At 42.4% G+C, this 20,678-nt stretch carries 20 protein-coding genes; 6 read left to right on the forward strand and 14 right to left on the reverse strand.

From position 1 onward, the window contains the following. Positions 1-75: 75 nt before the first annotated feature. The gene (gene pobA, locus MMO42_RS02120) at positions 76-1,284 is read right to left on the reverse strand and encodes a 4-hydroxybenzoate 3-monooxygenase (RefSeq protein WP_241319014.1); all 1,209 of its coding nucleotides are present in this window, start codon (positions 1,282-1,284) and stop codon (positions 76-78) included. A 144-nt stretch (positions 1,285-1,428) separates the two neighbouring features. On the opposite strand from pobA, the gene pobR reads away from it, so the two are divergent. The 6 genes from pobR to MMO42_RS02150 all read left to right on the forward strand — a co-directional run bounded on the left by pobR (position 1,429) and on the right by MMO42_RS02150 (position 7,814). Next, positions 1,429-2,235, forward strand: coding sequence for an IclR family transcriptional regulator PobR (gene pobR, locus MMO42_RS02125; RefSeq protein WP_241319016.1), 807 nt, complete (start codon positions 1,429-1,431; stop codon positions 2,233-2,235). Positions 2,236-2,556: 321 nt separating this feature from the next. Beyond that, the gene (locus MMO42_RS02130; RefSeq protein ID WP_241319018.1) at positions 2,557-3,987 is read left to right on the forward strand and encodes a gamma-aminobutyraldehyde dehydrogenase; all 1,431 of its coding nucleotides are present in this window, start codon (positions 2,557-2,559) and stop codon (positions 3,985-3,987) included. A 28-nt stretch (positions 3,988-4,015) separates the two neighbouring features. Continuing rightward, positions 4,016-4,786 (forward strand): nuclear transport factor 2 family protein, encoded by a 771-nt coding sequence (locus MMO42_RS02135; RefSeq protein ID WP_241319019.1) that lies wholly within the window; start codon positions 4,016-4,018, stop codon positions 4,784-4,786. A 56-nt stretch (positions 4,787-4,842) separates the two neighbouring features. Further along, positions 4,843-5,562, forward strand: a complete 720-nt coding sequence (locus MMO42_RS02140) for a GntR family transcriptional regulator (RefSeq protein ID WP_241319021.1) — start codon at positions 4,843-4,845, stop codon at positions 5,560-5,562. Positions 5,563-5,626: 64 nt separating this feature from the next. Then, positions 5,627-6,334: a histidine kinase gene (locus tag MMO42_RS02145; protein WP_241319023.1), complete on the forward strand. Its 708-nt coding sequence runs from the start codon at positions 5,627-5,629 to the stop codon at positions 6,332-6,334. Between the two features lie 148 nt (positions 6,335-6,482). After that, on the forward strand, positions 6,483-7,814 hold the full coding sequence (locus MMO42_RS02150; protein ID WP_241319025.1) for an APC family permease: 1,332 nt from the start codon (positions 6,483-6,485) through the stop codon (positions 7,812-7,814). A gap of 149 nt (positions 7,815-7,963) precedes the next feature. Here the strand turns inward: MMO42_RS02150 and MMO42_RS02155 are convergent, their stop codons facing one another. The 13 genes from MMO42_RS02155 to paaA all read right to left on the reverse strand — a co-directional run bounded on the left by MMO42_RS02155 (position 7,964) and on the right by paaA (position 20,563). After that, positions 7,964-9,418, reverse strand: coding sequence for a benzaldehyde dehydrogenase (locus MMO42_RS02155; RefSeq protein ID WP_241319027.1), 1,455 nt, complete (start codon positions 9,416-9,418; stop codon positions 7,964-7,966). A 234-nt stretch (positions 9,419-9,652) separates the two neighbouring features. Beyond that, complete coding sequence (locus MMO42_RS02160) at positions 9,653-10,255, reverse strand: gamma carbonic anhydrase family protein (RefSeq protein WP_241319029.1); 603 nt, start codon at positions 10,253-10,255, stop codon at positions 9,653-9,655. Beyond that, the gene (gene paaX / locus MMO42_RS02165) at positions 10,236-11,201 is read right to left on the reverse strand and encodes a phenylacetic acid degradation operon negative regulatory protein PaaX (protein WP_241319031.1); all 966 of its coding nucleotides are present in this window, start codon (positions 11,199-11,201) and stop codon (positions 10,236-10,238) included. Before paaX ends, MMO42_RS02160 begins: the two co-directional genes overlap by 20 nt. A gap of 59 nt (positions 11,202-11,260) precedes the next feature. Beyond that, positions 11,261-12,550 (reverse strand): phenylacetate--CoA ligase PaaK, encoded by a 1,290-nt coding sequence (gene paaK, locus MMO42_RS02170; protein ID WP_241319033.1) that lies wholly within the window; start codon positions 12,548-12,550, stop codon positions 11,261-11,263. A gap of 42 nt (positions 12,551-12,592) precedes the next feature. Continuing rightward, a complete protein-coding gene (gene pcaF / locus MMO42_RS02175) occupies positions 12,593-13,804 on the reverse strand; it encodes a 3-oxoadipyl-CoA thiolase (protein ID WP_241319035.1) in 1,212 nt (403 codons plus the stop codon). Between the two features lie 12 nt (positions 13,805-13,816). Continuing rightward, entirely contained in the window at positions 13,817-15,355 is a 1,539-nt protein-coding gene (locus MMO42_RS02180) for a 3-hydroxyacyl-CoA dehydrogenase (RefSeq protein ID WP_241319037.1), read from the reverse strand. A 2-nt stretch (positions 15,356-15,357) separates the two neighbouring features. Then, entirely contained in the window at positions 15,358-16,149 is a 792-nt protein-coding gene (gene paaG, locus MMO42_RS02185) for a 2-(1,2-epoxy-1,2-dihydrophenyl)acetyl-CoA isomerase PaaG (RefSeq protein ID WP_241319038.1), read from the reverse strand. Next, positions 16,149-16,922 carry an enoyl-CoA hydratase-related protein gene (locus MMO42_RS02190; protein WP_241319040.1) on the reverse strand — a complete coding sequence of 258 codons (774 nt, stop codon included), beginning with the start codon at positions 16,920-16,922 and terminating at the stop codon, positions 16,149-16,151. Before MMO42_RS02190 ends, paaG begins: the two co-directional genes overlap by 1 nt. Positions 16,923-16,930: 8 nt before the next feature. Next, the gene (paaE, locus tag MMO42_RS02195) at positions 16,931-17,992 is read right to left on the reverse strand and encodes a 1,2-phenylacetyl-CoA epoxidase subunit PaaE (RefSeq protein ID WP_241319042.1); all 1,062 of its coding nucleotides are present in this window, start codon (positions 17,990-17,992) and stop codon (positions 16,931-16,933) included. 23 nt (positions 17,993-18,015) lie between these two features. After that, positions 18,016-18,516 carry a 1,2-phenylacetyl-CoA epoxidase subunit PaaD gene (gene paaD / locus MMO42_RS02200; protein WP_241319044.1) on the reverse strand — a complete coding sequence of 167 codons (501 nt, stop codon included), beginning with the start codon at positions 18,514-18,516 and terminating at the stop codon, positions 18,016-18,018. Positions 18,517-18,532: 16 nt separating this feature from the next. Next, positions 18,533-19,288 (reverse strand): 1,2-phenylacetyl-CoA epoxidase subunit PaaC, encoded by a 756-nt coding sequence (gene paaC, locus MMO42_RS02205; protein ID WP_241319046.1) that lies wholly within the window; start codon positions 19,286-19,288, stop codon positions 18,533-18,535. A 12-nt stretch (positions 19,289-19,300) separates the two neighbouring features. After that, positions 19,301-19,591 carry a 1,2-phenylacetyl-CoA epoxidase subunit PaaB gene (gene paaB, locus MMO42_RS02210; protein WP_005188892.1) on the reverse strand — a complete coding sequence of 97 codons (291 nt, stop codon included), beginning with the start codon at positions 19,589-19,591 and terminating at the stop codon, positions 19,301-19,303. A 33-nt stretch (positions 19,592-19,624) separates the two neighbouring features. Beyond that, positions 19,625-20,563, reverse strand: a complete 939-nt coding sequence (paaA, locus tag MMO42_RS02215; RefSeq protein ID WP_241319049.1) for a 1,2-phenylacetyl-CoA epoxidase subunit PaaA — start codon at positions 20,561-20,563, stop codon at positions 19,625-19,627. Positions 20,564-20,678: the final 115 nt, after the last annotated feature.

A 20,678-nucleotide genomic window follows, 5' to 3' on the forward strand; every position in this document is an offset into this window, starting at 1 on the left:
ATCATTGTGCAGGTCTTTTTCATTTCTGTATGAAGCTAGTTTATGCGTTAAAACTTATCCAAAACGATACAAGACTTAAGCACAAGTTTCTGACACTGATTGAATTTCATAAGGTAAACCGACATAGTTTTCTGCCAACGTCGTCTTGCCTGCAGTCGACCCAAGAATGTAGCTTAGCTCAGCCTGTTTAATTTTATGCTCAAACTCCGTTTCGGTTTCAAAACGATGTAACAAGTGCGTCATCCACCAGGAAAAGCGTTCAGCCTTCCAAACTCGCTGTAAGCATTTTTCCGAATATTGATCAATACCTTGATCTGAACCTTCAATATAATATTCAACCAATGCACTTGATAGATAGGCAATATCTGACGCTGCTAAATTCAGCCCTTTTGCGCCTGTAGGCGGCACAATATGTGCTGCGTCTCCTGCTAAAAACATTTTCCCAAAGCGCATAGGTTCAGTCACAAAACTACGTAACGGTGCGATACTTTTTTCAATAGATACACCAGTCATCAACTTTTCCCGGCTTTCAATATCTAAACGGCATTTTAGTTCTTCCCAGAACCGTTCATCCGACCAATCTTCGACCCGATCAGTTAATGGAACTTGTAAATAATAACGGCTACGGGTTTCTGAACGCATACTACACAGTGCAAAACCACGTTCCGACTGAACATAAATCAACTCATCCGCAACGGGTGGCACATCAGCCAATATCCCCAGCCAGCCAAATGGATAGACTTTTTCAAAGGTCTTAATTTTATCTTCTGGAACACTGGCACGGCAGATTCCATGATAGCCATCGCAACCTGCAATAAAGTCACAGTGAATTTGAATCGCCTTGCCCTGATACTCAAAATGAACCTGCGGTGTGTCATAAAAGTCTTTGACCTGTACATTTTCCGCTTCATAGAACGATGTAAGCTGTGCAGCCTCACGTGCAGTCATTAAATCTTTGGTGACTTCTGTCTGCCCATACACTGTGACTTGTTTACCGCCTGTAAGCGCAGATAAATCAACGCGATGCTTCTGTCCGTTGGTTAGTATCTCAATTCCTGAATGAGGTAGTCCTCTCTCTTTTAAGTGTTGGTCTACACCTGCCTGTTTGAGTAAATCAACTGATACTTGCTCTAAAATTCCAGCACGAATACGTGAGGCTACATACTCAGCGCTACGTTGCTCAATGATGATATGTTCAATACCTGCTTTATAGAGAAGTTGTCCCAGCAATAATCCAGCAGGCCCTGCACCAATAATTGCAACTTGTGTTGTTAAAGTCTCCATGACTTCATCCTTGTACTGTCCTGACTTTTAAACTACTGCTTTTATATTCTGTATACGATCTATCCAAGTTGAAAATATCCGTTTATCATCTAATCTGTCCGAATAGCGGACAAAATCAAAATAACTGTCAGAAAAGATGGCCATATGGATATTTTTTTAGAGCACCCAAGTTCACATGAACGTATTCGTCAGGACGACTATATTGCAGGTTTAGCGAAAGGTCTGGCTTTACTTGAAGCGTTTGGAATTGATCGTCAGCGTCTGAATGTCACACAAGTGGCAGAACGCACAGGGATTAGTCGAACCGCAGCAAGAAGGCATTTAAAAACCTTAAAATACTTAGGCTATTTGGAAACAGACGAGCACTATTTTTGGCTGACCCATCGGGTGTTAAGGCTTTCAAGCTCTTATCTCAGTTCTGCTCATTTGCCTAAAATCGCCCAGTCTTTCCTGAATCTGCTGTGTGCCCAGACCACTTTAACATTCTCTTTAGTGGTCTTAGATGAGAATGAAGTTGTGCCCATCGCTCGAAGTTATCTTCCTCAACAGGATAATTTGCGGGTCAGCCCCTATGGCATGCATTTAGGCAATCGCTTGCCAGCACACGCAACTTCGACAGGAAAGGTTTTACTGGCGGCACTCTCCGAACAAGCGCAGCATGAGTGGATCAAAAGCTATGGACTAAAACGGTTAACTCCTTTCACTATACTGGATGAGCCAACGTTTTTAGACGTATTAAAAACGATTTCCCGATCAGATTATTGTCTCTCCAAGGAAGAACATGAACTGGGTGTGATTGCGATTGCAGTGCCTGTGCTAAATGCCCAGGGAAAAGCAATTGCTGCGCTCAATTGCATGTCTCAAACCAATCGTGTACAGCAAGATTATTTGATTGAGCAAATTTTACCGTTGCTACGCAACACAGCCAACGAACTTCGCAATGTGATTTAAAAAAGTAGGCGTTAAAATTTTATCGCCTTGCCCTCTTCATTTTTGCAGTTGCACTATAGAAATGCGACCTAAAAAGCATTCAAAAACAATTTAGGCATTTGATAGTAATTTTTTAAACATAACGGGACATTTTTAAAATTTAGAAAAGAAAAATCAATAAAGTAATATCTAAATAGATATCAAATCCTTATACACACTCAGCATTTTTAAAAGCCAATTTGCCCAATAAAGATGGTTCGAAATAATTTGACAGGAAATTTAAAACATAATACATATAGTTTTATATGTTATATTTTAAAACCTAAAGACAAGGAATGGACAATGTCTAAAATTCAACTGAAACACTTTATTGACGGCGAATATGTAGCAGCAAAAGGGAACGAATACTTTGACCTTGTCAGTCCTGTGACAGGACAAATCTACGCAGAATCACCCAATGCAACGGATGCCGAAGTAGATGCAGCGTATGCAGCAGCAAAACAAGCGTTTAAGATTTGGGGACGCAGCACACCGGCAGTTCGCCAAAAAGCCTTACTTGATTTAGCAGATGCCGTTGAAGCGAATGCTGATCGTTTAGTTGAGGCGCAAAGCCGTAATACTGGACAACTTAAGCATCTGATTGCTTCTGAAGAAGTTGCTGTTTCTGCAAATCAAATTCGTTTCTTTGCTGGTGCTGCACGTTTACTCAATGGTTCTGCTACAGGTGAATATCTAGATGGCTTAACCTCAAGTATTCGACGTGAACCTGTTGGCGTTGTCGGTCAGGTTACCCCATGGAATTATCCGTTGATGATGGCTGTCTGGAAAATCGCGCCTGCTTTGGCGGCTGGGAATACCGTCGTTTTAAAACCAAGTGATACAACACCTGAAAGTACCCTGCTTTTGGCGGAGATTGCAGCACCATTTTTCCCTAAAGGCGCTTTCAATGTGGTTTTAGGTCGTGCTGATGCTGGCTCTAAAGTGGTGTCACACAAGACACCTGCTCTGGTGTCTATTACAGGTTCAGTTCGTGCAGGTTTACAAGTTGCTGCATCAGCTGCGGCCAACTTAGCCAAAGCACACCTCGAATTAGGTGGAAAAGCACCAGTCTTGGTCTTTGCAGATGCAGATATCGATAAAGCGGTTGAGATGATCGCATTGACTGGCTTCTTCAATGCAGGACAAGACTGCACCGCAGCTACACGTGTCATCGTAGAAGAATCTATTCATGATGCATTTTTAGCAAAACTGGTCACTGCTGCAAAAAATACACGCTTTGGTGAGCCTGATGACCAAGATGCACTTTATGGTCCATTAAATAATGCCAATCAACTGAAGAACGTACAGACATTCATTGAAAAACTACCTGCACATGCCAAAGTCGAAACTGGCGGCAAGCATGCCAATCGTCCAGGTTTTTATTTTGAAGCAACTGTAATTAGCGGTTTACAGCAACAGGATGACGCCATTCAAAACGAAATTTTTGGCCCAGTGATCACGGTTCAAAAATTTAAAAATGAAGATGATGCTGTAGAAAAAGCTAATGATATTGAATATGGCCTAGCTTCAAGTGTCTGGACAACGAACCACGCGCGTGCGACTCGTTTATCTCGTGAACTGGATTTCGGTACAGTCTGGATCAACACACATATCCCTTTAGCTGCAGAAATGCCACACGGCGGTTTCAAAAAATCAGGATATGGAAAAGATTTATCTGGTTATGGATTTGAAGAATACACGCGCATCAAGCATGTCATGAGTTCAAATGAATAATAAAAACAGAAGTAAATAGGAGCATAGAATGGATACTCAGGAAGCCAAACGCTTTGTTAGCAAGGCACATCATGTCTTGTTTAATTTACATGATCCCCGAGCTCTAGATCTTTATTTTTCAGAAGATTTTATTGAACATTCGCCTTTAGTTGCGGATGGTCTGGCAGGTCTGCGTCAACTAATCCAAGATTGCCCTCAGATCCAGCATGAAGCAATTCGTGTACTCGCTGATGGCGATCTGGTGGCAATCCATGGTCGTTTTCATGGCCTAGATGAAACGCCATTGGTTGGATTTGATATTTATCGTGTCAAGGATGACAAGATCGTTGAACATTGGGATGGCTTGGTGACTGAAGCACAGCCGAATATCAGCGGTCGTACCCAACTGGATGGCCCGACTCAGATTGATGACAGTGCTGATCGTGAAGCGAACCGCAATGTCATTCGTGCTTTTTTTCAAAAGGCCTTGATTGACGGAGAATATCAGGCCTTCAGAACCTATACGGATGGCGATCATTTCCTGCAACATAGTCCGGATATTGGTGACGGTGTAAATTCCGTTATTGATTTCCTGAACAAAATCCGTAATGAAGGACAAGGTTTGGTATACTCCAAAACTCATCGAAGCATTGCCGATGGTCAGTTTGTACTGACCCATTCTGAAGGTAGTATCGCAGGAAACCGACACGCCTATTTTGAATTATGGCGTCTCGAAAATGGCAAAATTGCTGAACTCTGGGATGCTATACCTGCTGTTCCAGAAGATGAAAAGGCAATACACAATTTTGGCGTGTTTTAAGCCATGATCCGTATCATTAAGCGAAGTAATTAAACTTCGCTTTTAGAGAACTAGCTATGTCAGCATATACGATAATCTTTGCACCGATCACACAATCAACGCGCTCTGAACAGGTGGTTGAACGTTTGGAGAATGCGATTATCTCAGGACTGCTCAAAAGTCAGGAACAGCTTCCGAATGAAGCTGACTTAGCGCGTTTAATGGGTGTTTCACCTATCACGGTACGTGAAGCTTTAACAACTTTACGTGTCAAAGGTTTAATTGACACTCGACGTGGTCGGAATGGCGGTAGTTTTGTTTGTGAATTACCTGCTGATTTACGTTTAAGCCTGCATCCTTTGCGTCAGGCCTCAACAGAGTATCTGGCAGATTTAGGCGAGTTCCATAGTGCGATTTTAAGTCATAGTGCATATCTGGCTTGTCAAAGAACAAGCGATGCTGAACTTGAGAAAATTAGCACATTGATTAAACAATTTAATCAAGCTCGTGAGGCAGATATCCGTGCTCAGCTGGATTTACGTTGTTTACTGAGTTTGACTTCTTTTGCACAGTCAGCACGACTGGCAAATCAAGAACTCGCTTTACAGGCAGAATGGGCCCCACTTATTGCTGTTTTATACCAAAATGATGGATTTCATCAGGCTGTAGTAGATCAATACCATAAAATTTTGTCATCATTGACTCAAGGAAATGGAGATGAAGCCATGCTACAAACGAGAAAAATCATTTCCATGCAAACAGATCAAATGCTGCAATATAAATTATCGATCAATTAAAAAAACAACCAAGGGATAATCAACGCATTGATTGCAAGCATATGGAATTTTAGGAGTTATAGGAATGACCCAACTTGCATATATAGAAGAGCTTCAACAGCTACTTCAACACATAACAGATGAAACGACTTCGCTTGCAGAGATCCTCGCTGATAAAACCAGTCAGATTTTATCTAAGCATAAAACTGCAAAAACCAAAGACATCAAGCTTTCTACGTCAGAGCGTAAAGCGCTGCAACAGGAAATAAAAGCTGCGCTTCACCAAAGCCAGTATAGTCAAGGCATGGGATTTGCCAGTTATAGTCCTGCAACCAATACAGAGCAAGAATACTGGACACTGGAATGGTGGTATAAAAAAGAAAATCAATTACAACAGGCACAACTAGAGAACTATCAAAACGCGCAACGTTTTTTAGATTTCCGGACTTTTGAATGGTTCCAGCAACCTGCCGAAAATAAACAACCTGGTTTTTATGGTCCCTATGTCGATTACATCTGCAATGGTGCTTATACCATTACCATGGCTCATCCCGTGATGATTGGTGAGCAGTTTATCGGTGTAATTGCGATTGATGTTCTGGTCTCGGCATTAGAAAAAGTTCTGCTTCCAAAACTTAAAAACATCCAACAAAAAGCAGTCATCACCAATAACACGGCTCGTGTTATTACCTCAAATGACATCAGTATCAGAACTGGCACTTTGTTGAAGAACTTAACGAGCAAACACGCAAGTGCTCTCCCCAATCAGTCTTTAAGGTTGGTGGTGATTTAGCGTTCTCTCGCTCTAAATTAAACGCTTAACCTTCTCTTTCTCATAAGTTTCTTCTTTTTGGCTTGTCAATATAAGCCAAGGGAGTTTTTTGCCTAAAAATTACAAGTTTTTCTGGATAGAAAAGCGCAATAAATCAGGTTGAAGGAATATGGAACAAGAATCTGTCTCTCTCAAAAAGCTTTCTTTATGGCAAGTCACTGTGATCGGTATTGCCTACATGACCCCAATGACCGTATTTGATACCTTTGGCATTGTTTCAGGAATTACCAATGGTCATGTCCCGCTGGCTTACTTATTGGCACTCACCACGATGCTATTAACTGCTTTTAGTTATGCTCGCTTTAGTAAGCACTCAGAAAAATCGGGTTCTGCCTATAGTTACACCACGGAAAGTATTGGCCCTAAAAGTGGTCTGTTCGTCGGTTGGTGTACCTTACTTGATTATTTATTATTGCCTTTAATTAACGTTCTACTTGCAGCCATTTATTTAACAGCACTGATCCCAAGTGTTCCCTACTGGTTTTGGGTCATTGTCTCGGCAGGTCTAGTGACTTTGGTGAACTGCTTCCGTATCCGTTTGCTCGCCAACATTAGTCTAATTTTTGTATTTGCCCCGATTATTCTGATGATTATTTTTGTGTATTTGGTGATTCAAGGCATTGGAAGTACACAAGGTTATGAATATGTACTCACCTTAAATCCTTTATGGCATGGTCAACAGGAATTGCTGCCTTTGGTTGCAGGAGCCTCAGTGCTTTGCTTTTCTTTCTTAGGTTTTGATGCAGTCACAACACTTTCAAACGAAACCAAAAACCCTACCAAGACCATTCCTTATGCAGTTCTTCTCACTACACTTTTTGGTGGCATGATTTTCTTTACCGCGTCATGGTTTATTCAGCTTTATTATCCAAGCAATATCCGTTTTCATCATCCATCAGAAGCATTGCCTGAAATTGTTCTATATGTGGGTGGCGCCTTATTTCAGTCCATCTTTTTATGTGGCCAAATTATGAATACGGTTGCTTCAGGTCTTGCTTCGCATGCCAGTGCATCACGTTTACTCTATATCATGGGCAAAGATAATATTTTCCCCAAAAAGTATTTTGGAACACTCCATGCCACCTTAGGTACGCCATTTTTCTCGGTATTATTTGTTGGATTGATTTCACTAAGTGCTATTTTCTTAAACCTTGCACAAGTGATCAGCTTGATTAGCTTTGGTGCACTGGTGGCATTTACCGCAGTCAACCTATCCGTTTTCGTCAAGTTCTATGTTAGAGAAAAACAACGTTCAGGATTTAAAAATAAGTTTTTCAATCTCTTTTTACCGCTTATTTCGGTCATCAGTATTCTGTGCCTCTGGATCAATCTAGATTCATCAGCCTTAAAATTTGGAAGCTGTTGGCTGGCTATTGGTATACTGATATTTATTTACAAGTTAATGAAAAAACAGAATATTACCTTGACCAACACATGCTAAGTTCTTTAAAAATAAACTGCATCGGCTATTTGCCCCTTAACAGGAAGGAGCAAATATGCCCGTTGAGAAATTTGCTAAAATATTTGGACCAACCCTCTTATTCAGCGTTCAGCAAACTTATATTCAGGTTTAATAGACGAGATTAAAAGCTAGAATGGGTAATGTGGTGCTTGCGCTTGAATCGTCATCCATTGCCATTGGGTAAACTCATCTGCATTTGCTGGCCCGCCAATCCGCGTACCATTGCCTGAAGCACCAAACCCACCAAATGGATTGACGGTTTCATCATTTACGGTTTGATCATTGATATGCAACAGACCGACATTAAGTTGTTGCCCAAGCTGTATAGCGCGTCCGACATTGGCGGTGATAATACCAGCAGAAAGCCCATAATCACCGTCATTTGCAAGTTCAATGGCTTGTTGATCTGTTGTAAAAGGAATCAGAACTGCCACTGGGCCAAAAATTTCTTCTGAAAAAATTGGATTGTCTTGCTTTACATCAGCCAATACCGTTGGCTCAAAGAATACACCATTTGCCTGCCCACCTACTTCCAGTTTTGCACCGTGCGCAATCGCATCCTTCACTAACTGCTCAACACGTTGCGACTGCTTGGCATTAATCAGAGGACCAATCGTAACATCAGAATTCAAAGGATTACCCACTACAAAATTCTTTACCTTTTCAATGACGCGCTGTTTAACTTGCTGATAAATCTTTTCCTGAATCAAGATTTTCCCAGAGGTCATACAAATTTGACCTGAATGTAAAAAAGCTCCCCAAGCAATATTCTCAGCCGCCAATTCAATATCTGCATCATCTAGAATAATGAGTGAGTTCTTTCCACCTAATTCAAGCGATACTTTTTTCAGTGTTTTGGCTGCATTGGCACCTACAATACGACCAACATGAGTTGAGCCAGTAAATTGGATACTGGCAATATTTTTGTCCAATGTCAGTGCCTCACCAACTTCCGCACTGCCAGGTAATACATGCAGCAGCCCCTGAGGTAAACCTGCCAATTCAAAAATACGAGCAATCGCATAACCACTACAAACTGCGGTTCGCTCATCGGGTTTCAGTACCACAGCATTGCCTAGGGCTAAGGCAGGAGCAACCGCACGCAACGCAAGATAAAGCGGGAAATTAAACGGTGAAATCACACCAACTACACCCAAAGGAACTCGCTTGGCCAGACTCAACTTTCCTGTTGCAGTTGGCAATAAGGTACCTTGATCCGCGGCAGGTAAACCGATGCAATGTTTTAATACTTGAATCGAGATATTGACTTCAAACCCTGCTTTGAACTGTAACGAGCCACTTTCTTTGACCAGCCACTCAATGATTTCAGCCTGATGTTCTGTCAGAATCTGGACTGCCCGTTCAAACACAGCCTGACGTTCTTGGTAACTCGATGCCCACCATTGCTTTTGTGCAACCTTGGCTTGCTGCGCCGCATCAACCACATCTATCGCAGATGCATAACCGATCTGACCTAAAGACTCGCCTGTCGCGACTTCAACCACTTGATAACCGTTTTTGGCTAATTGCCATGTACCACGAAATAATTTTTGATCCCAAATTTCTTTTGTTAAAATAGACATCTTGACCTCATTGTATTTTCTTGCCCAACGCATTCACTTTAGAAGGCTTGATGTCCTAAAATGAGCGTAACGCTTACTGATATTGTTCAGTCTAAATATTCACTGAACGATATTTTTAAGTTTCATCATGTGCTGATATTGAATATGAAGCTGTTGTCTTTTTTTGACTAAACGGTATTTTTTATTAGAACTGTCATGAAATCTTAAATGAGCCGAGTGACTGAAATACCTGTTTTATTCTGCTTTTGGTTTAATCTGATGATCTGCCTGAAAATTCTGATAGGTCTTCCGTTCAGCAGATTCTTCTGCTAATGGTGCAACTTCTGTCATTGTGCTTAAACATCGCTGTGCCAACTGCACATACTCTTGAGTACCTTTTATTTTCCAGTGCCGTTCTTGCTCTGAAAGCTCTCTGGCAACTTTGGCTGGGCTGCCTAAAGCCAGAACATTGGCAGGAATTTTAGCTTTGGTTTTCACCAAGCTATTGGCACCAATAATGGTATTTTCACCAATTTCAGCATAATCCAGTATCACACTGTTCATACCAATCAAGACATTTTTACCGATACGACAACCATGCAACGTCGCTGCATGACCAATATGTCCCATTTCCTCAACCAGCGTGACACTTTGTGGAAAACCGTGAATGATGCAGCTGTCCTGTACATTGGCATTTTCCTTGATATGGATACGACCAAAATCAGCGCGCAGCGACGCAAATGGCCCAATATAAACCCCTGCTTCAATAATTACATCGCCAATTAAAACGGCAGTAGGATGAACAAATGCACTAGCATGAACAACTGGGATCACACCATCAATACTGTAACAAGGCATCACTCATTCTCTCAGTGTTTTGATTCAAGCCGCCAAAGCGACGCCAAAAATGTGCTGTTGCATTTGGCATAGGCCCTTCGGAAGTTGCAGCAACTGACAGGAAATAGTCATCCGCGGCCTCAAAGACTTTCTTATAAATATTCATAGATAAAGTACGGGCATTGATTGCAGGCCAATCTGCTGACAACAACTCTAATGGCAAAGAAGGATCTTTAAGCAAAATCCGACGATAATAATGAATCAGTAAAGTACGAATCTGAAAAGCTTGAACTGGTTCGATGCTCTCATCGTCCTGCATCAGAATTGCTCCGATTTCCCGAAACATATCCAAAAATTGTAGATAACGTTGGCGCAACTCATCAATCGGCCAGTTAGTCTCTAACATACGGCTAATGGTTTCAGTTGAGTTATTAAATAGCTGCAAGGTCTCTGCCTTAAACACAACCACTTGTTCACTCATATTCAGATCAACCAACAACTTTTGCAATTGCAGTCGATTAGAACCTGGATAAGCCATCAAATTGGTAGAAATATTGGCAAAGCCGAGCCATTCCAGTTCTTTTCTCAAAGATGCTTTATTGTCAGTATCCAGACTCGACATCAGAATAAGATCCCAAGAATGATCCCATTCTTTCATCTGATCATTATAAATCCGTTGTTCTGCCTGCAAATATTTTGCTCGACTGGCATCGGTGATACGATAAAAACTGGTTCTGCCGATCTTGTCTGAATCTAACCAATCATTTTTAACCAGCCGAAAAACCGAAGTCCGTACAGCACGATCATTAAATTCAAACAGCTCCAGCAACTGAATCAAGCTAGCAAGGCTGATATTGCCACCGCGATGCAGCACCGAATCCCCAAAAATGGTTGAAATGAGCGATGTCCCACTTAAGGTCTCATTCTGAATAATCGAATCAATAATTTGCTGTAGCTTTGCACTCATACTTTTATCTTGGCGTTTAGATTCAGGATATAGATTCTATACCCTGAATGGTCATAATGTTAAGCAATCTGACGCATATCGATAACGCGTTTTGCTTTCCCTTCAGAGCGTGGCAAGGTAAGTTCATTCACCACTTCTACCGTCACTGAAATACCAATCATGGTTTTAATTCGCTGCATCAACTGCTGAGCCAGTTGCTGCGCCTGCTTATCACAGTTATGGCACATTTCTGTGCGAATATGCAAAGTATCCATGTGTCCTTTCTTTGCCACCAGAATTTCATAATTCGGCACCAAACTTGGCACTTGAAGAATTTGTTCTTCAATCTGAGTTGGAAATACATTCACACCACGAATGATCAGCATATCATCACTACGCCCGACGATCTTATCCATACGGCGCATGGCAAGATTCTGGCCTGCCAATAAGCGGGTTAAATCTCGGGTACGATAACGAATAATTGGTAGACCTTCTTTGGTAATGGTGGTGAAAACCAATTCGCCCAGCTCCCCATCCTTACATACTTCACCTGTTTCTGGGTTAATGATTTCAGGATAGAAGTGATCCTCCCAAATGGTGAGACCATCGCCTTCGTTCAGACATTGCATGGCAACCCCTGGGCCCATAATTTCAGATAGACCATAAATATCGAGTGCCTTGATATTAAGACGTTCTTCGATCTCACGGCGTAACTCTTTTGACCACGGTTCTGCACCAAAAATACCAACCTTTAACGAAGTATTACGCGCACTACCCAACTGCTGTTCGAGTTTTTCAATAATGCTGACACAATACGATGGCGTGACCATGATTGCTGTTGGTTTAAAGTCCTGAATCAGTTGCACCTGTTTCTCTGTCTGACCACCTGACATCGGAATCACAGTTGCGCCTAAGCGTTCAGCTCCATAATGTGCACCCAAACCACCTGTGAATAAGCCATAACCATAAGCCACCTGAATCATATCTTTGGCACTCAAACCCGCCATACGCAGGCAACGCGCCACGATGTCCGACCAAGTATGAATATCTTTTTGGGTATAACCGACTACAGTTGGTTTACCTGTGGTGCCTGACGAGGCATGTAAACGAACAATCTGTTCTTGTGGCACTGCAAACATGCCAAACGGATAGTTATCGCGTAAATCCTGTTTAGTGGTAAATGGAAACTTGGCGAGATCATCCAATGTGACGAAATCATCCGGATGCACACCAGCATCATCAAACTTTTTCTTGTACACAGGACTATTGGCATACACATACGTCAAAGTTTCTTTTAACCGTTTGGTTTGAAGTGCTCGCAATTCCGCTAGCGTCATTTTTTCTACATTTTCTATCATCTGGCTATCCACTGCCGTATCTCCTATGTCGTTATTTCACGAGAACCGTCTAAATTAATTTAAATTTTCTATAATCAGGGCCACACCTTGACCTACACCCACACACATGGTGCACAGTGCATATTGACCACCACGTCTTTTTAATTCTCTGGTGGCAGTAATTACTAAGCGCGTTCCGCTCATACCAAGAGGATGACCCAGTGCAATCGCACCGCCATTTGGGTTTACACGCGTATCATCATCCTTGAGCCCTAATTCACGCATACACGCCAGCGACTGGGCCGCAAACGCTTCATTCAGCTCAATCACATCCATTTGATCCAGACTCAGACCCGTTTGTTTCAATAATTTTTGTACCGCTGGTACTGGGCCAATGCCCATATATTTCGGTTCAACTCCTGCACTGGCAATCGCCACCACACGAGCTAAAGGTTTTAAACCATGCATATCCGCAAATTGGCGATTCGTGAGTAAAACACAAGCCGAGCCATCATTCACACCTGATGCATTGCCTGCCGTAACTGAACCACCTTCTTTGCGGAATGGTGCTTTCAATTTCGCTAAACTATCCAGACTGGTATCTGCTCGAGGATGCTCGTCTTGGACAAACGTTGTGATGTTCTTTTTACGATCCACCAGTTCAACTGGCAAAATTTCTTCATCAAAGAAACCAGCTTGTTGTGCTGCAGCCACTTTTTGTTGGCTACGAATCGCAAATACATCCTGATCCTGTCGACTGATCTGATATTTTTCAGCCACGTTTTCAGCCGTTTCGGGCATGCTATCGGTGCCATATTGTGCTTTCATCTTTTTATTGATGAAGCGCCAGCCAATGGTGGTATCAAAAATCTCAGGACTACGCCCAAAAGCTTCAGTGGGCTTTGCCTGCACAAACGGCGCGCGACTCATCGATTCGACACCACCCGCCAGTACAAATTGTGATTCGCCCGATTTAATCGAACGTGCCGCCAAGCCCACTGCATCCAACCCCGAAGCACAGAGTCGATTTACCGTCATGGCAGGAACTGCTTCTGGTAATCCTGCCAACAAAGTTGCCATACGTGCCACATTACGGTTATCTTCACCCGCCTGATTGGCACAGCCCAAAAATACTTCATCTAAATCCTGCCAAGGCAGATGTGCATGTTTTTCTTTTAAATGTTTGATTGGCAATGCAGCAAGATCATCGGTACGTACCGAGCTGAGTGACCCTGCATAGCGTCCAATCGGGGTACGAATAAAATCACAAATTAAAACGTCTTCCATGATCGCTCCTGCTTATGCAAATGCTGTTAAATCTTGTGAATAGTTGGCAGTTACACTTTGCTGCTGTGCCACGTATTGCTTGAGATATAAACTTGCACGATATTTTTCTTCGCCATAAATGGCATATAAATTATTGAGGGTTTGCAACACATACTGCGCGCCCAATTGCATCATCCATTGATACGGCCCCTTAGGATAATTGACACCATATCTCATGGCATTATCAATATCTTCCATACTGGCAATACCGTGCAGGCTGGCCTCACAGGCTTCATTGATCAGCAACACAAGGGTACGTAAAGTTAATAATGCAGGATGGTCTGTAATCCAGATCACATGGATCTGATATTGAGCAAAAAATGCCTCAACTTTTGCCAGATCTTCGGCTTCACACAACGGGTTGTGGCTCAGCACTACGGCTTGTGCCTTTGAAAAATCATGATGCCAATCCATCAATACCGTTTTACGGCTTAGATAGTTCAGGTTGGCAGATTCACCCTGACTTAACCGTAGATCAATATCATCCATCTGAATGATATTTTCTTCATTTTCAGTCCCAAAATTCAGCGCTAGACGTGTGAGTAGCATTGGTAGCTGAGACCATGCGCCTTTGACCTGAACATCTGACTGAAAGGCTGTAGCTGTAATGGCTTGAGGCTGAAAAGTCGAATACTGATTTTTTGCATCGTAGTGATAGAAACCTTGCTTTGACTTTCGTCCCCATGCACCTGCATCGACGAGCTCTTTTTGTACCAGACTCGGACGATAACGCGGCTCATAAAAGAACGCTTCATAGACACTTTGGGTCACAGAAAAATTCACATCCTGCCCAATCAAATCCGTCAACTCACATGGCCCCATCGCAAAACCACCACACTGCTTTAAGGCATAGTCCAGTTGGTCATACGTTGTGACCTGTTCTTGTAAAGCACGAAATGCTTCTGCGTAAAATGGACGGGCAATGCGGTTCACGATAAAACCAGGTGTTGACTTGGTTAGAACTGGGATTTTTTCCCACGCCAACATCAAGGCTTTTAACGCCTGACATAGGCCAACTGGCGTTTTTAAACCTTGTACAATCTCGACCAGTTTCATCACTGGCGCAGGATTGAAAAAATGCAGGCCCACGACACGTTCAGGTTGTGGAATCCCAGCCGCAATCGCAGTGACGGAAATTGAAGATGTATTGGTGGCGAAAATAGTGTGTTTACTACAAATATCTGCAAGCTGTTGAAACAAAGACTGCTTTACTTGCAGTTTTTCAACCACAGCCTCGATCACCAAATTCACATCAGCTAAATCTTCTATACCATCGGCAATGCTTAAATGTGAACATGCCTGCTGGGCTTGTTGATCCGTTATCTTGCCTTTTTCAACCAGTTTGGCAAAAGTCTGATGCAATCCATCCACCGCCTGCTTGGTCTTTTCACGATCAAGATCATATAGAATGGTAGAATGACCATTCATAATGGACAATTGGGCGATACCGATACCCATAGTTCCCGAGCCAATGACGGCAACACGGGCATGAGACAAATCCAGATGAGTCATGTTTAAAGCCCCTGAAAGTTTGGCTCACGCTTATTCATAAAGGCTTGTACGCCTTCACGATAATCTTCTGAACGACCCGCGATACGCTGAAAATCTCGTTCCAAGTGCATTTGCTCATCAAAACTATGATTACGAGATTGATGGATAGCTTTTTTAATCAATGACAAGCCAAAGGTCGGCTGTTTTGCAAGACGTTCAGCTAGCTCAGTCACTTTCGTTTTTAATTCCGTATCTTCTGCAACATCCCAGATCATGCCCCATTCTTTGGCAGTTTCAGCAGGCAATTTATCACCGAGCAAGGTCAGTCCCATGGCACGTGCGTGACCGACTGAGCGTGGCAGGAACCAAGTTCCACCTGAATCAGGCACCAGACCTAAACGGCAGAAAGCTTGTACAAAGTTGGCAGATTTAGCTGCGATGACTAGATCACAGGCAAGTGCAATATTTGCACCTGCGCCCGCCGCCACGCCATTCACAGCACAAATGACTGGTTTTGGCATATTAACAATCATTTTGATCAGCGGGTTATAGTAGGTTTCAATCGAGTACCCCAAATCAGGTGCAGCAGCATTTGGATCAACCACACGATCACCTAAGTCTTGTCCTGCACAGAAGCCGCGGCCTTCTCCACTGATTACGATACAGCGAACGTCCTGTTTTTTAGCCCAAAGATTCAGAACCTCGGCTACTTCATGGTGCATGTCCACGTTAAAGCTATTGAGTGCTTGGGGACGATTCAACGTTAAATAACCCACGCCATTTTTTTCTTCAACGATAATATTTTTATAGTCCATCACTCACCTCTAAAGATTGGTTTTCTTTTTTCAAAAAATGCATTAATGCCTTCATTCCGATCCTTGGTTGCTGCCAACCAGACAAAGTTCTGCCGTTCGGATTTCAGTCCCTGACTTAATGTGATTTCGTGAATACTTTTAATCGATTGCTTGATCACCCGAATTGCCAAAGGTGCTTGCTTGGCAATTTTGCTTGCCAGTTGAATGGCATATTCCAGCGTGAGCGCGGTTGGTACTACTTCGCTACAGATACCATGCTGCTGTGCTTGCTTGGCGGAGATCATTTCCCCTGTCATCGCCCAACGCATGGCCAGTTGTTGGCCCACTAGACGTGCTAAACGCTGTGTTCCACCTGCACCAGGTAACATACCCAAACCAATTTCTGGCAATCCAAATTTGGCATTTTCACCACACAACACGATATCTGTGTGTAAAACCAGTTCAAATCCCGCACCTAAAGCATAACCATTCACAGCTGCAACAATCGGTTTAGTAAACGCATCGATCTTCTGCCAGAGCTTGGGACGAATATCGAGCTGTAAAGCAACCGCATCCATTTCTGCCAATTCACTCAGGTCTGCACCTGCTGCGAAACAATATGGATTGCCTGTTAGAACTACGACTTTGACTCGGCTATTGTGTTCTGCCTCTTCAAATAATTCGCATAAATATTGCAAAGTTGCATTATTTAAAGCATTGCGTTTTTCCGCACGATTGAGGGTTAATAGCATCACACCATCAACTGTTATCTCAGCTTTAATCAGCTCTTGCATGGCAACCTCTACTCATCAAAGCTCAAACGTACATTTGCGCCTTTCGGTAAAGTCTGGCAGCTCAGCACATAGCCCTTTTCGACTTCATCATCCTCAAGGCTATAGTTCAGGAACATATCTACTTCGCCTGAAAGTACCTTACAACGGCAGGTCGCACAGACACCACCTTTGCACGCATAAGGTAAATCTGCACCTGCCCGTAATGCTGCATCTAAAATGCTTTCATCATCTTGAGACACAGACACAATCAGTTCACGCCCATCAAGTACAATATTGACTTGTTCTTCCTTACGGTTTACATCAGCATCAACAACACGTTTTCGTACATGGCCAGTATTAAAGCGTTCGGTGTGAATCTTATCTTTCGTTAAACCATAGGTCTGTAAAAGGCTTTCGACTGTATCCATCATTTCATCTGGACCACAGGCAAAAACATGATCAAAGTTGGTCTCTAAGACATCATGATCAAATAGTTGCTTGAGTTTGGTTTGATCAATTCGACCATTTAGCAATTCGCTGTCGTTGAACTCACGTGAAAAAATATTAATCAGCTGAAAGCGTTCCTTAAATTGATCTTTCAAATCCATAATTTGCTCAGCAAACATGGTTTGTTTCCACGAGCGATTGCCATAAAGCAAAGTAAAGTTTGATGTCGCTTGCTCAAACAAAACTTGCTTAATAATCGACAGAATCGGGGTAATACCACTGCCAGCAGCCACACCGAGAAATGATTGGCCGCCAGATCGAGCTGCTTTTTGGAAAAAAACACCCTGCGGAGGCATGACATCAAGGACATCACCGACTTTTAGATAGTCATTGGCCCAGTTGGAAAATTGCCCCTGATCCATTTTTTTAACTGCGATACTGATATCTTCTTTCGGCGCATAACTACAAATTGAGTAACAACGACGAATCTCACCCGCCTCAGTTAAATGGCGAATGGTCAAATGCTGACCAGGTTGAAATTTAAATTGTTCTTGCTGCTCAGCGACGAGATCAAATGAAATACAAATCGCTTGATCAGTCTGAGAGGTGATGCTTTTTACTTTTAAGGGAATAAATTGGCTCATGGCTGATTTCCTTATCCAAGACTTTAAATACATTTAAAATAATCAAAGGGTTCAAGACAGTCTCGACATTTGTATAGGGCCTTACAGGCGGTCGAACCAAACTCTGTGAGCAATCTAGTATTGCGGCTTTTACACTGCGGACATATCACGCCATCTTTTAAATGAACGTGTGTTCCACACTGATGAGCTAAACCCTCAGGTGGCGCGATGCCATAGTCTTGTAACTTTTTTTTGCCTATTTCAGACATCCAATCTGTTGTCCATGCTTCAGATAAATCAACAATGACCTTTGTTGGAATGAGATCTTCTGCTGCTAAAGCCTCAACAATCTGTGCTTTCAATAAATCAGTTGCAGGACAGCCACTATATGTTGGTGTCAATCGAACAATAATTTCTTGCTGAGCATTGAGTTCCACACCACGAATCATGCCCAAATCCACGACAGATAATGCAGGAATCTCAGGATCATTGACCGTTTGTAAAACGTCCCAGCACTGATCGATACAATGACGAATCATTTGCATGGCTCAACTCCTTGTCTTACCAAGTCATTTCAGGATAAGTTCGCTGAATGGATTGCATTTCAGCCAATAAATATCCCAAATGTTCCGTATGTAATCCCTGCTTTGCACCACGGCGATAAGCACCATTTGCAGGAATTCTGAGTTCAAATCGTTTTAATTCTTCAGCAATTGTTTTATCCCATTGCGACTTTTCATTGGCGAAGTTGCTGATTAAGCCCTGCTCAACCAGTACCTGTTCTTCAGCAGTCAACTCAAACAACTCTGCCGTAAAACGCCATAAACGATCTAATGCCGTCTGTACACGTTGATGTGCCTCAGTTGTACTTAAACTCAGACGCTCCATCCAACTGGTCGAAAAACGAATGTGATATTTCACTTCCTTCAATGATTTCGCTGCCAATGCCGCAACCTCAGCTGTTTGGCTGCTACTCAATGCGGTCATTAATAACAAGTGATAATGATCCATTAACCATTGACGTACGATGGTTTGTGCAAAATCACCATTGGGTTGTTCGCATAACAATAAATTAAGAAATTCACGCTCTGAACGAAAATATGCCAATTGATCTTCATCACGCTGTTCCGCTTCGTATTGCCCAGCTAAAGTCAGAAAATTTCGGGATTGACCGAGTAAATCTAAACCTATATTTGCCAATGCAATATCAACTTCCAGCTCTGGTGCATGACCACACCATTCAGCTAAACGTTGCGCCAAAACCAACTGGCTATCGCCAATATGTAATAAGAACTTAGATAAAATCACATTATTCATTTGCATACTCCCTTACATATGCTCGATGCCATCAGGAATATGATAGAACGTAGGATGACGGTAAACTTTATCCAACGCTGGTTCAAAAAATTCAGCTTTTTCATCAGGCTGTGATGATTTAATTAATTCAGAACGAACCACCCAGATGCTGATGCCTTCATTACGACGTGTATAAACATCACGTGCATGTTGTAATGCGATTTCATCATCGGATGCTCTTAAACTACCCACGTGACGATGACTTAGACCTTGTTTACTACGGATGAATACTTCATAAAGTGACCAGTTATTTTTATCTTCCATTTTGATTTCCTCAATTTTGTCCATAAATTTTGTTTAAGCGACTTGAGTGGCTGCTTGCTGCTGTTTTTTCGCATAGACAACAGCTGCATCGCGAACCCATTTACCGTTTTCCCAAGCTTTGCGACGTGCTTCTATACGTTCGTGGTTACATGGGCCTCGACCGGCAATAACCTCATTGAATTCATCCCAATTAATTTCACCATGGATATATCGACCCGTTTCTTCATCCCACTTCAAATCAGGATCAGGCACTTCTAAACCAAGCTGTAAAATTTGAGGAACCGTGTTGTCGACAAACTTTTGACGTAAATCATCATTACTAAATCGTTTAACTTTCCAAGCCATACTTTGTGCGCTATTTGGAGAATGTTCATCACTTGGTCCAAACATCATCAGTGCTGGCCACCAAAAGCGGTTTACTGCATCTTGAGCCATTTGTTTTTGTTCAGGCGTTCCAGCAGCCAGTACCATCATGGCTTCAAAGCCTTGACGCTGATGAAAGCTTTCTTCTTTACAGATACGTACCATGGCTCGTGCATATGGGCCATAAGAGGTACGGCACAAGGCCACTTGATTGACAATCGCAGCGCCATCGACCAACCAGCCGATTGCAGCAACATCGGCCCATGTCACTGTTGGATAATTGAAAATTGATGAATATTTCATTTTTCCATTAATCAGTTTTTCCATCATGTCATCACGGTCAGCACCTAAGGTTTCTGCTGCACTGTAAAGATAAAGTCCGTGCCCTGCTTCATCTTGAACTTTTGCCAATAGAACCGCTTTACGCTTTAACGTCGGTGCACGGGTAATCCAGTTGCCTTCAGGAAGCATACCAACGATTTCAGAATGACCATGCTGCCCAATTTGGCGAATCAAAGTTTTACGATACGCCTCAGGCATTTCATCTTTGGCTTCTATCGTGATGTCGTTGGCAATATTGTGCTCAAATTTCTGATACTTATTTTCCATTTGTGTATTTCCTTTAGGCCTCACCCTTAAATCTATTTTTCGATACACATAAAATAAAGTCAATCAATATTTTTGTATCAAATTAAAAGCAACCACAAAAACAAATTCAAGAAAT

Origin of the sequence: Acinetobacter sp. ANC 3882 (assembly GCF_022549545.1) — a bacterium.
Classification (GTDB): domain Bacteria; phylum Pseudomonadota; class Gammaproteobacteria; order Pseudomonadales; family Moraxellaceae; genus Acinetobacter.

What these genes read in the sequence shown, in the direction of transcription:
- pobA (WP_241319014.1), bottom strand. Translation starts at nt 1,284, where the DNA reads ATGGAGACTTTAACAACACAAGTTGCAATTATTGGTGCAGGGCCTGCT.
- pobR (WP_241319016.1), top strand. Translation starts at nt 1,429, where the DNA reads ATGGATATTTTTTTAGAGCACCCAAGTTCACATGAACGTATTCGTCAG.
- MMO42_RS02130 (WP_241319018.1), top strand. Translation starts at nt 2,557, where the DNA reads ATGTCTAAAATTCAACTGAAACACTTTATTGACGGCGAATATGTAGCA.
- MMO42_RS02135 (WP_241319019.1), top strand. Translation starts at nt 4,016, where the DNA reads ATGGATACTCAGGAAGCCAAACGCTTTGTTAGCAAGGCACATCATGTC.
- MMO42_RS02140 (WP_241319021.1), top strand. Translation starts at nt 4,843, where the DNA reads ATGTCAGCATATACGATAATCTTTGCACCGATCACACAATCAACGCGC.
- MMO42_RS02145 (WP_241319023.1), top strand. Translation starts at nt 5,627, where the DNA reads ATGACCCAACTTGCATATATAGAAGAGCTTCAACAGCTACTTCAACAC.
- MMO42_RS02150 (WP_241319025.1), top strand. Translation starts at nt 6,483, where the DNA reads ATGGAACAAGAATCTGTCTCTCTCAAAAAGCTTTCTTTATGGCAAGTC.
- MMO42_RS02155 (WP_241319027.1), bottom strand. Translation starts at nt 9,418, where the DNA reads ATGTCTATTTTAACAAAAGAAATTTGGGATCAAAAATTATTTCGTGGT.
- MMO42_RS02160 (WP_241319029.1), bottom strand. Translation starts at nt 10,255, where the DNA reads ATGCCTTGTTACAGTATTGATGGTGTGATCCCAGTTGTTCATGCTAGT.
- paaX (WP_241319031.1), bottom strand. Translation starts at nt 11,201, where the DNA reads ATGAGTGCAAAGCTACAGCAAATTATTGATTCGATTATTCAGAATGAG.
- pcaF (WP_241319035.1), bottom strand. Translation starts at nt 13,804, where the DNA reads ATGGAAGACGTTTTAATTTGTGATTTTATTCGTACCCCGATTGGACGC.
- MMO42_RS02180 (WP_241319037.1), bottom strand. Translation starts at nt 15,355, where the DNA reads ATGACTCATCTGGATTTGTCTCATGCCCGTGTTGCCGTCATTGGCTCG.
- paaG (WP_241319038.1), bottom strand. Translation starts at nt 16,149, where the DNA reads ATGGACTATAAAAATATTATCGTTGAAGAAAAAAATGGCGTGGGTTAT.
- MMO42_RS02190 (WP_241319040.1), bottom strand. Translation starts at nt 16,922, where the DNA reads ATGCAAGAGCTGATTAAAGCTGAGATAACAGTTGATGGTGTGATGCTA.
- paaE (WP_241319042.1), bottom strand. Translation starts at nt 17,992, where the DNA reads ATGAGCCAATTTATTCCCTTAAAAGTAAAAAGCATCACCTCTCAGACT.
- paaD (WP_241319044.1), bottom strand. Translation starts at nt 18,516, where the DNA reads ATGCAAATGATTCGTCATTGTATCGATCAGTGCTGGGACGTTTTACAA.
- paaC (WP_241319046.1), bottom strand. Translation starts at nt 19,288, where the DNA reads ATGAATAATGTGATTTTATCTAAGTTCTTATTACATATTGGCGATAGC.
- paaB (WP_005188892.1), bottom strand. Translation starts at nt 19,591, where the DNA reads ATGGAAGATAAAAATAACTGGTCACTTTATGAAGTATTCATCCGTAGT.
- paaA (WP_241319049.1), bottom strand. Translation starts at nt 20,563, where the DNA reads ATGGAAAATAAGTATCAGAAATTTGAGCACAATATTGCCAACGACATC.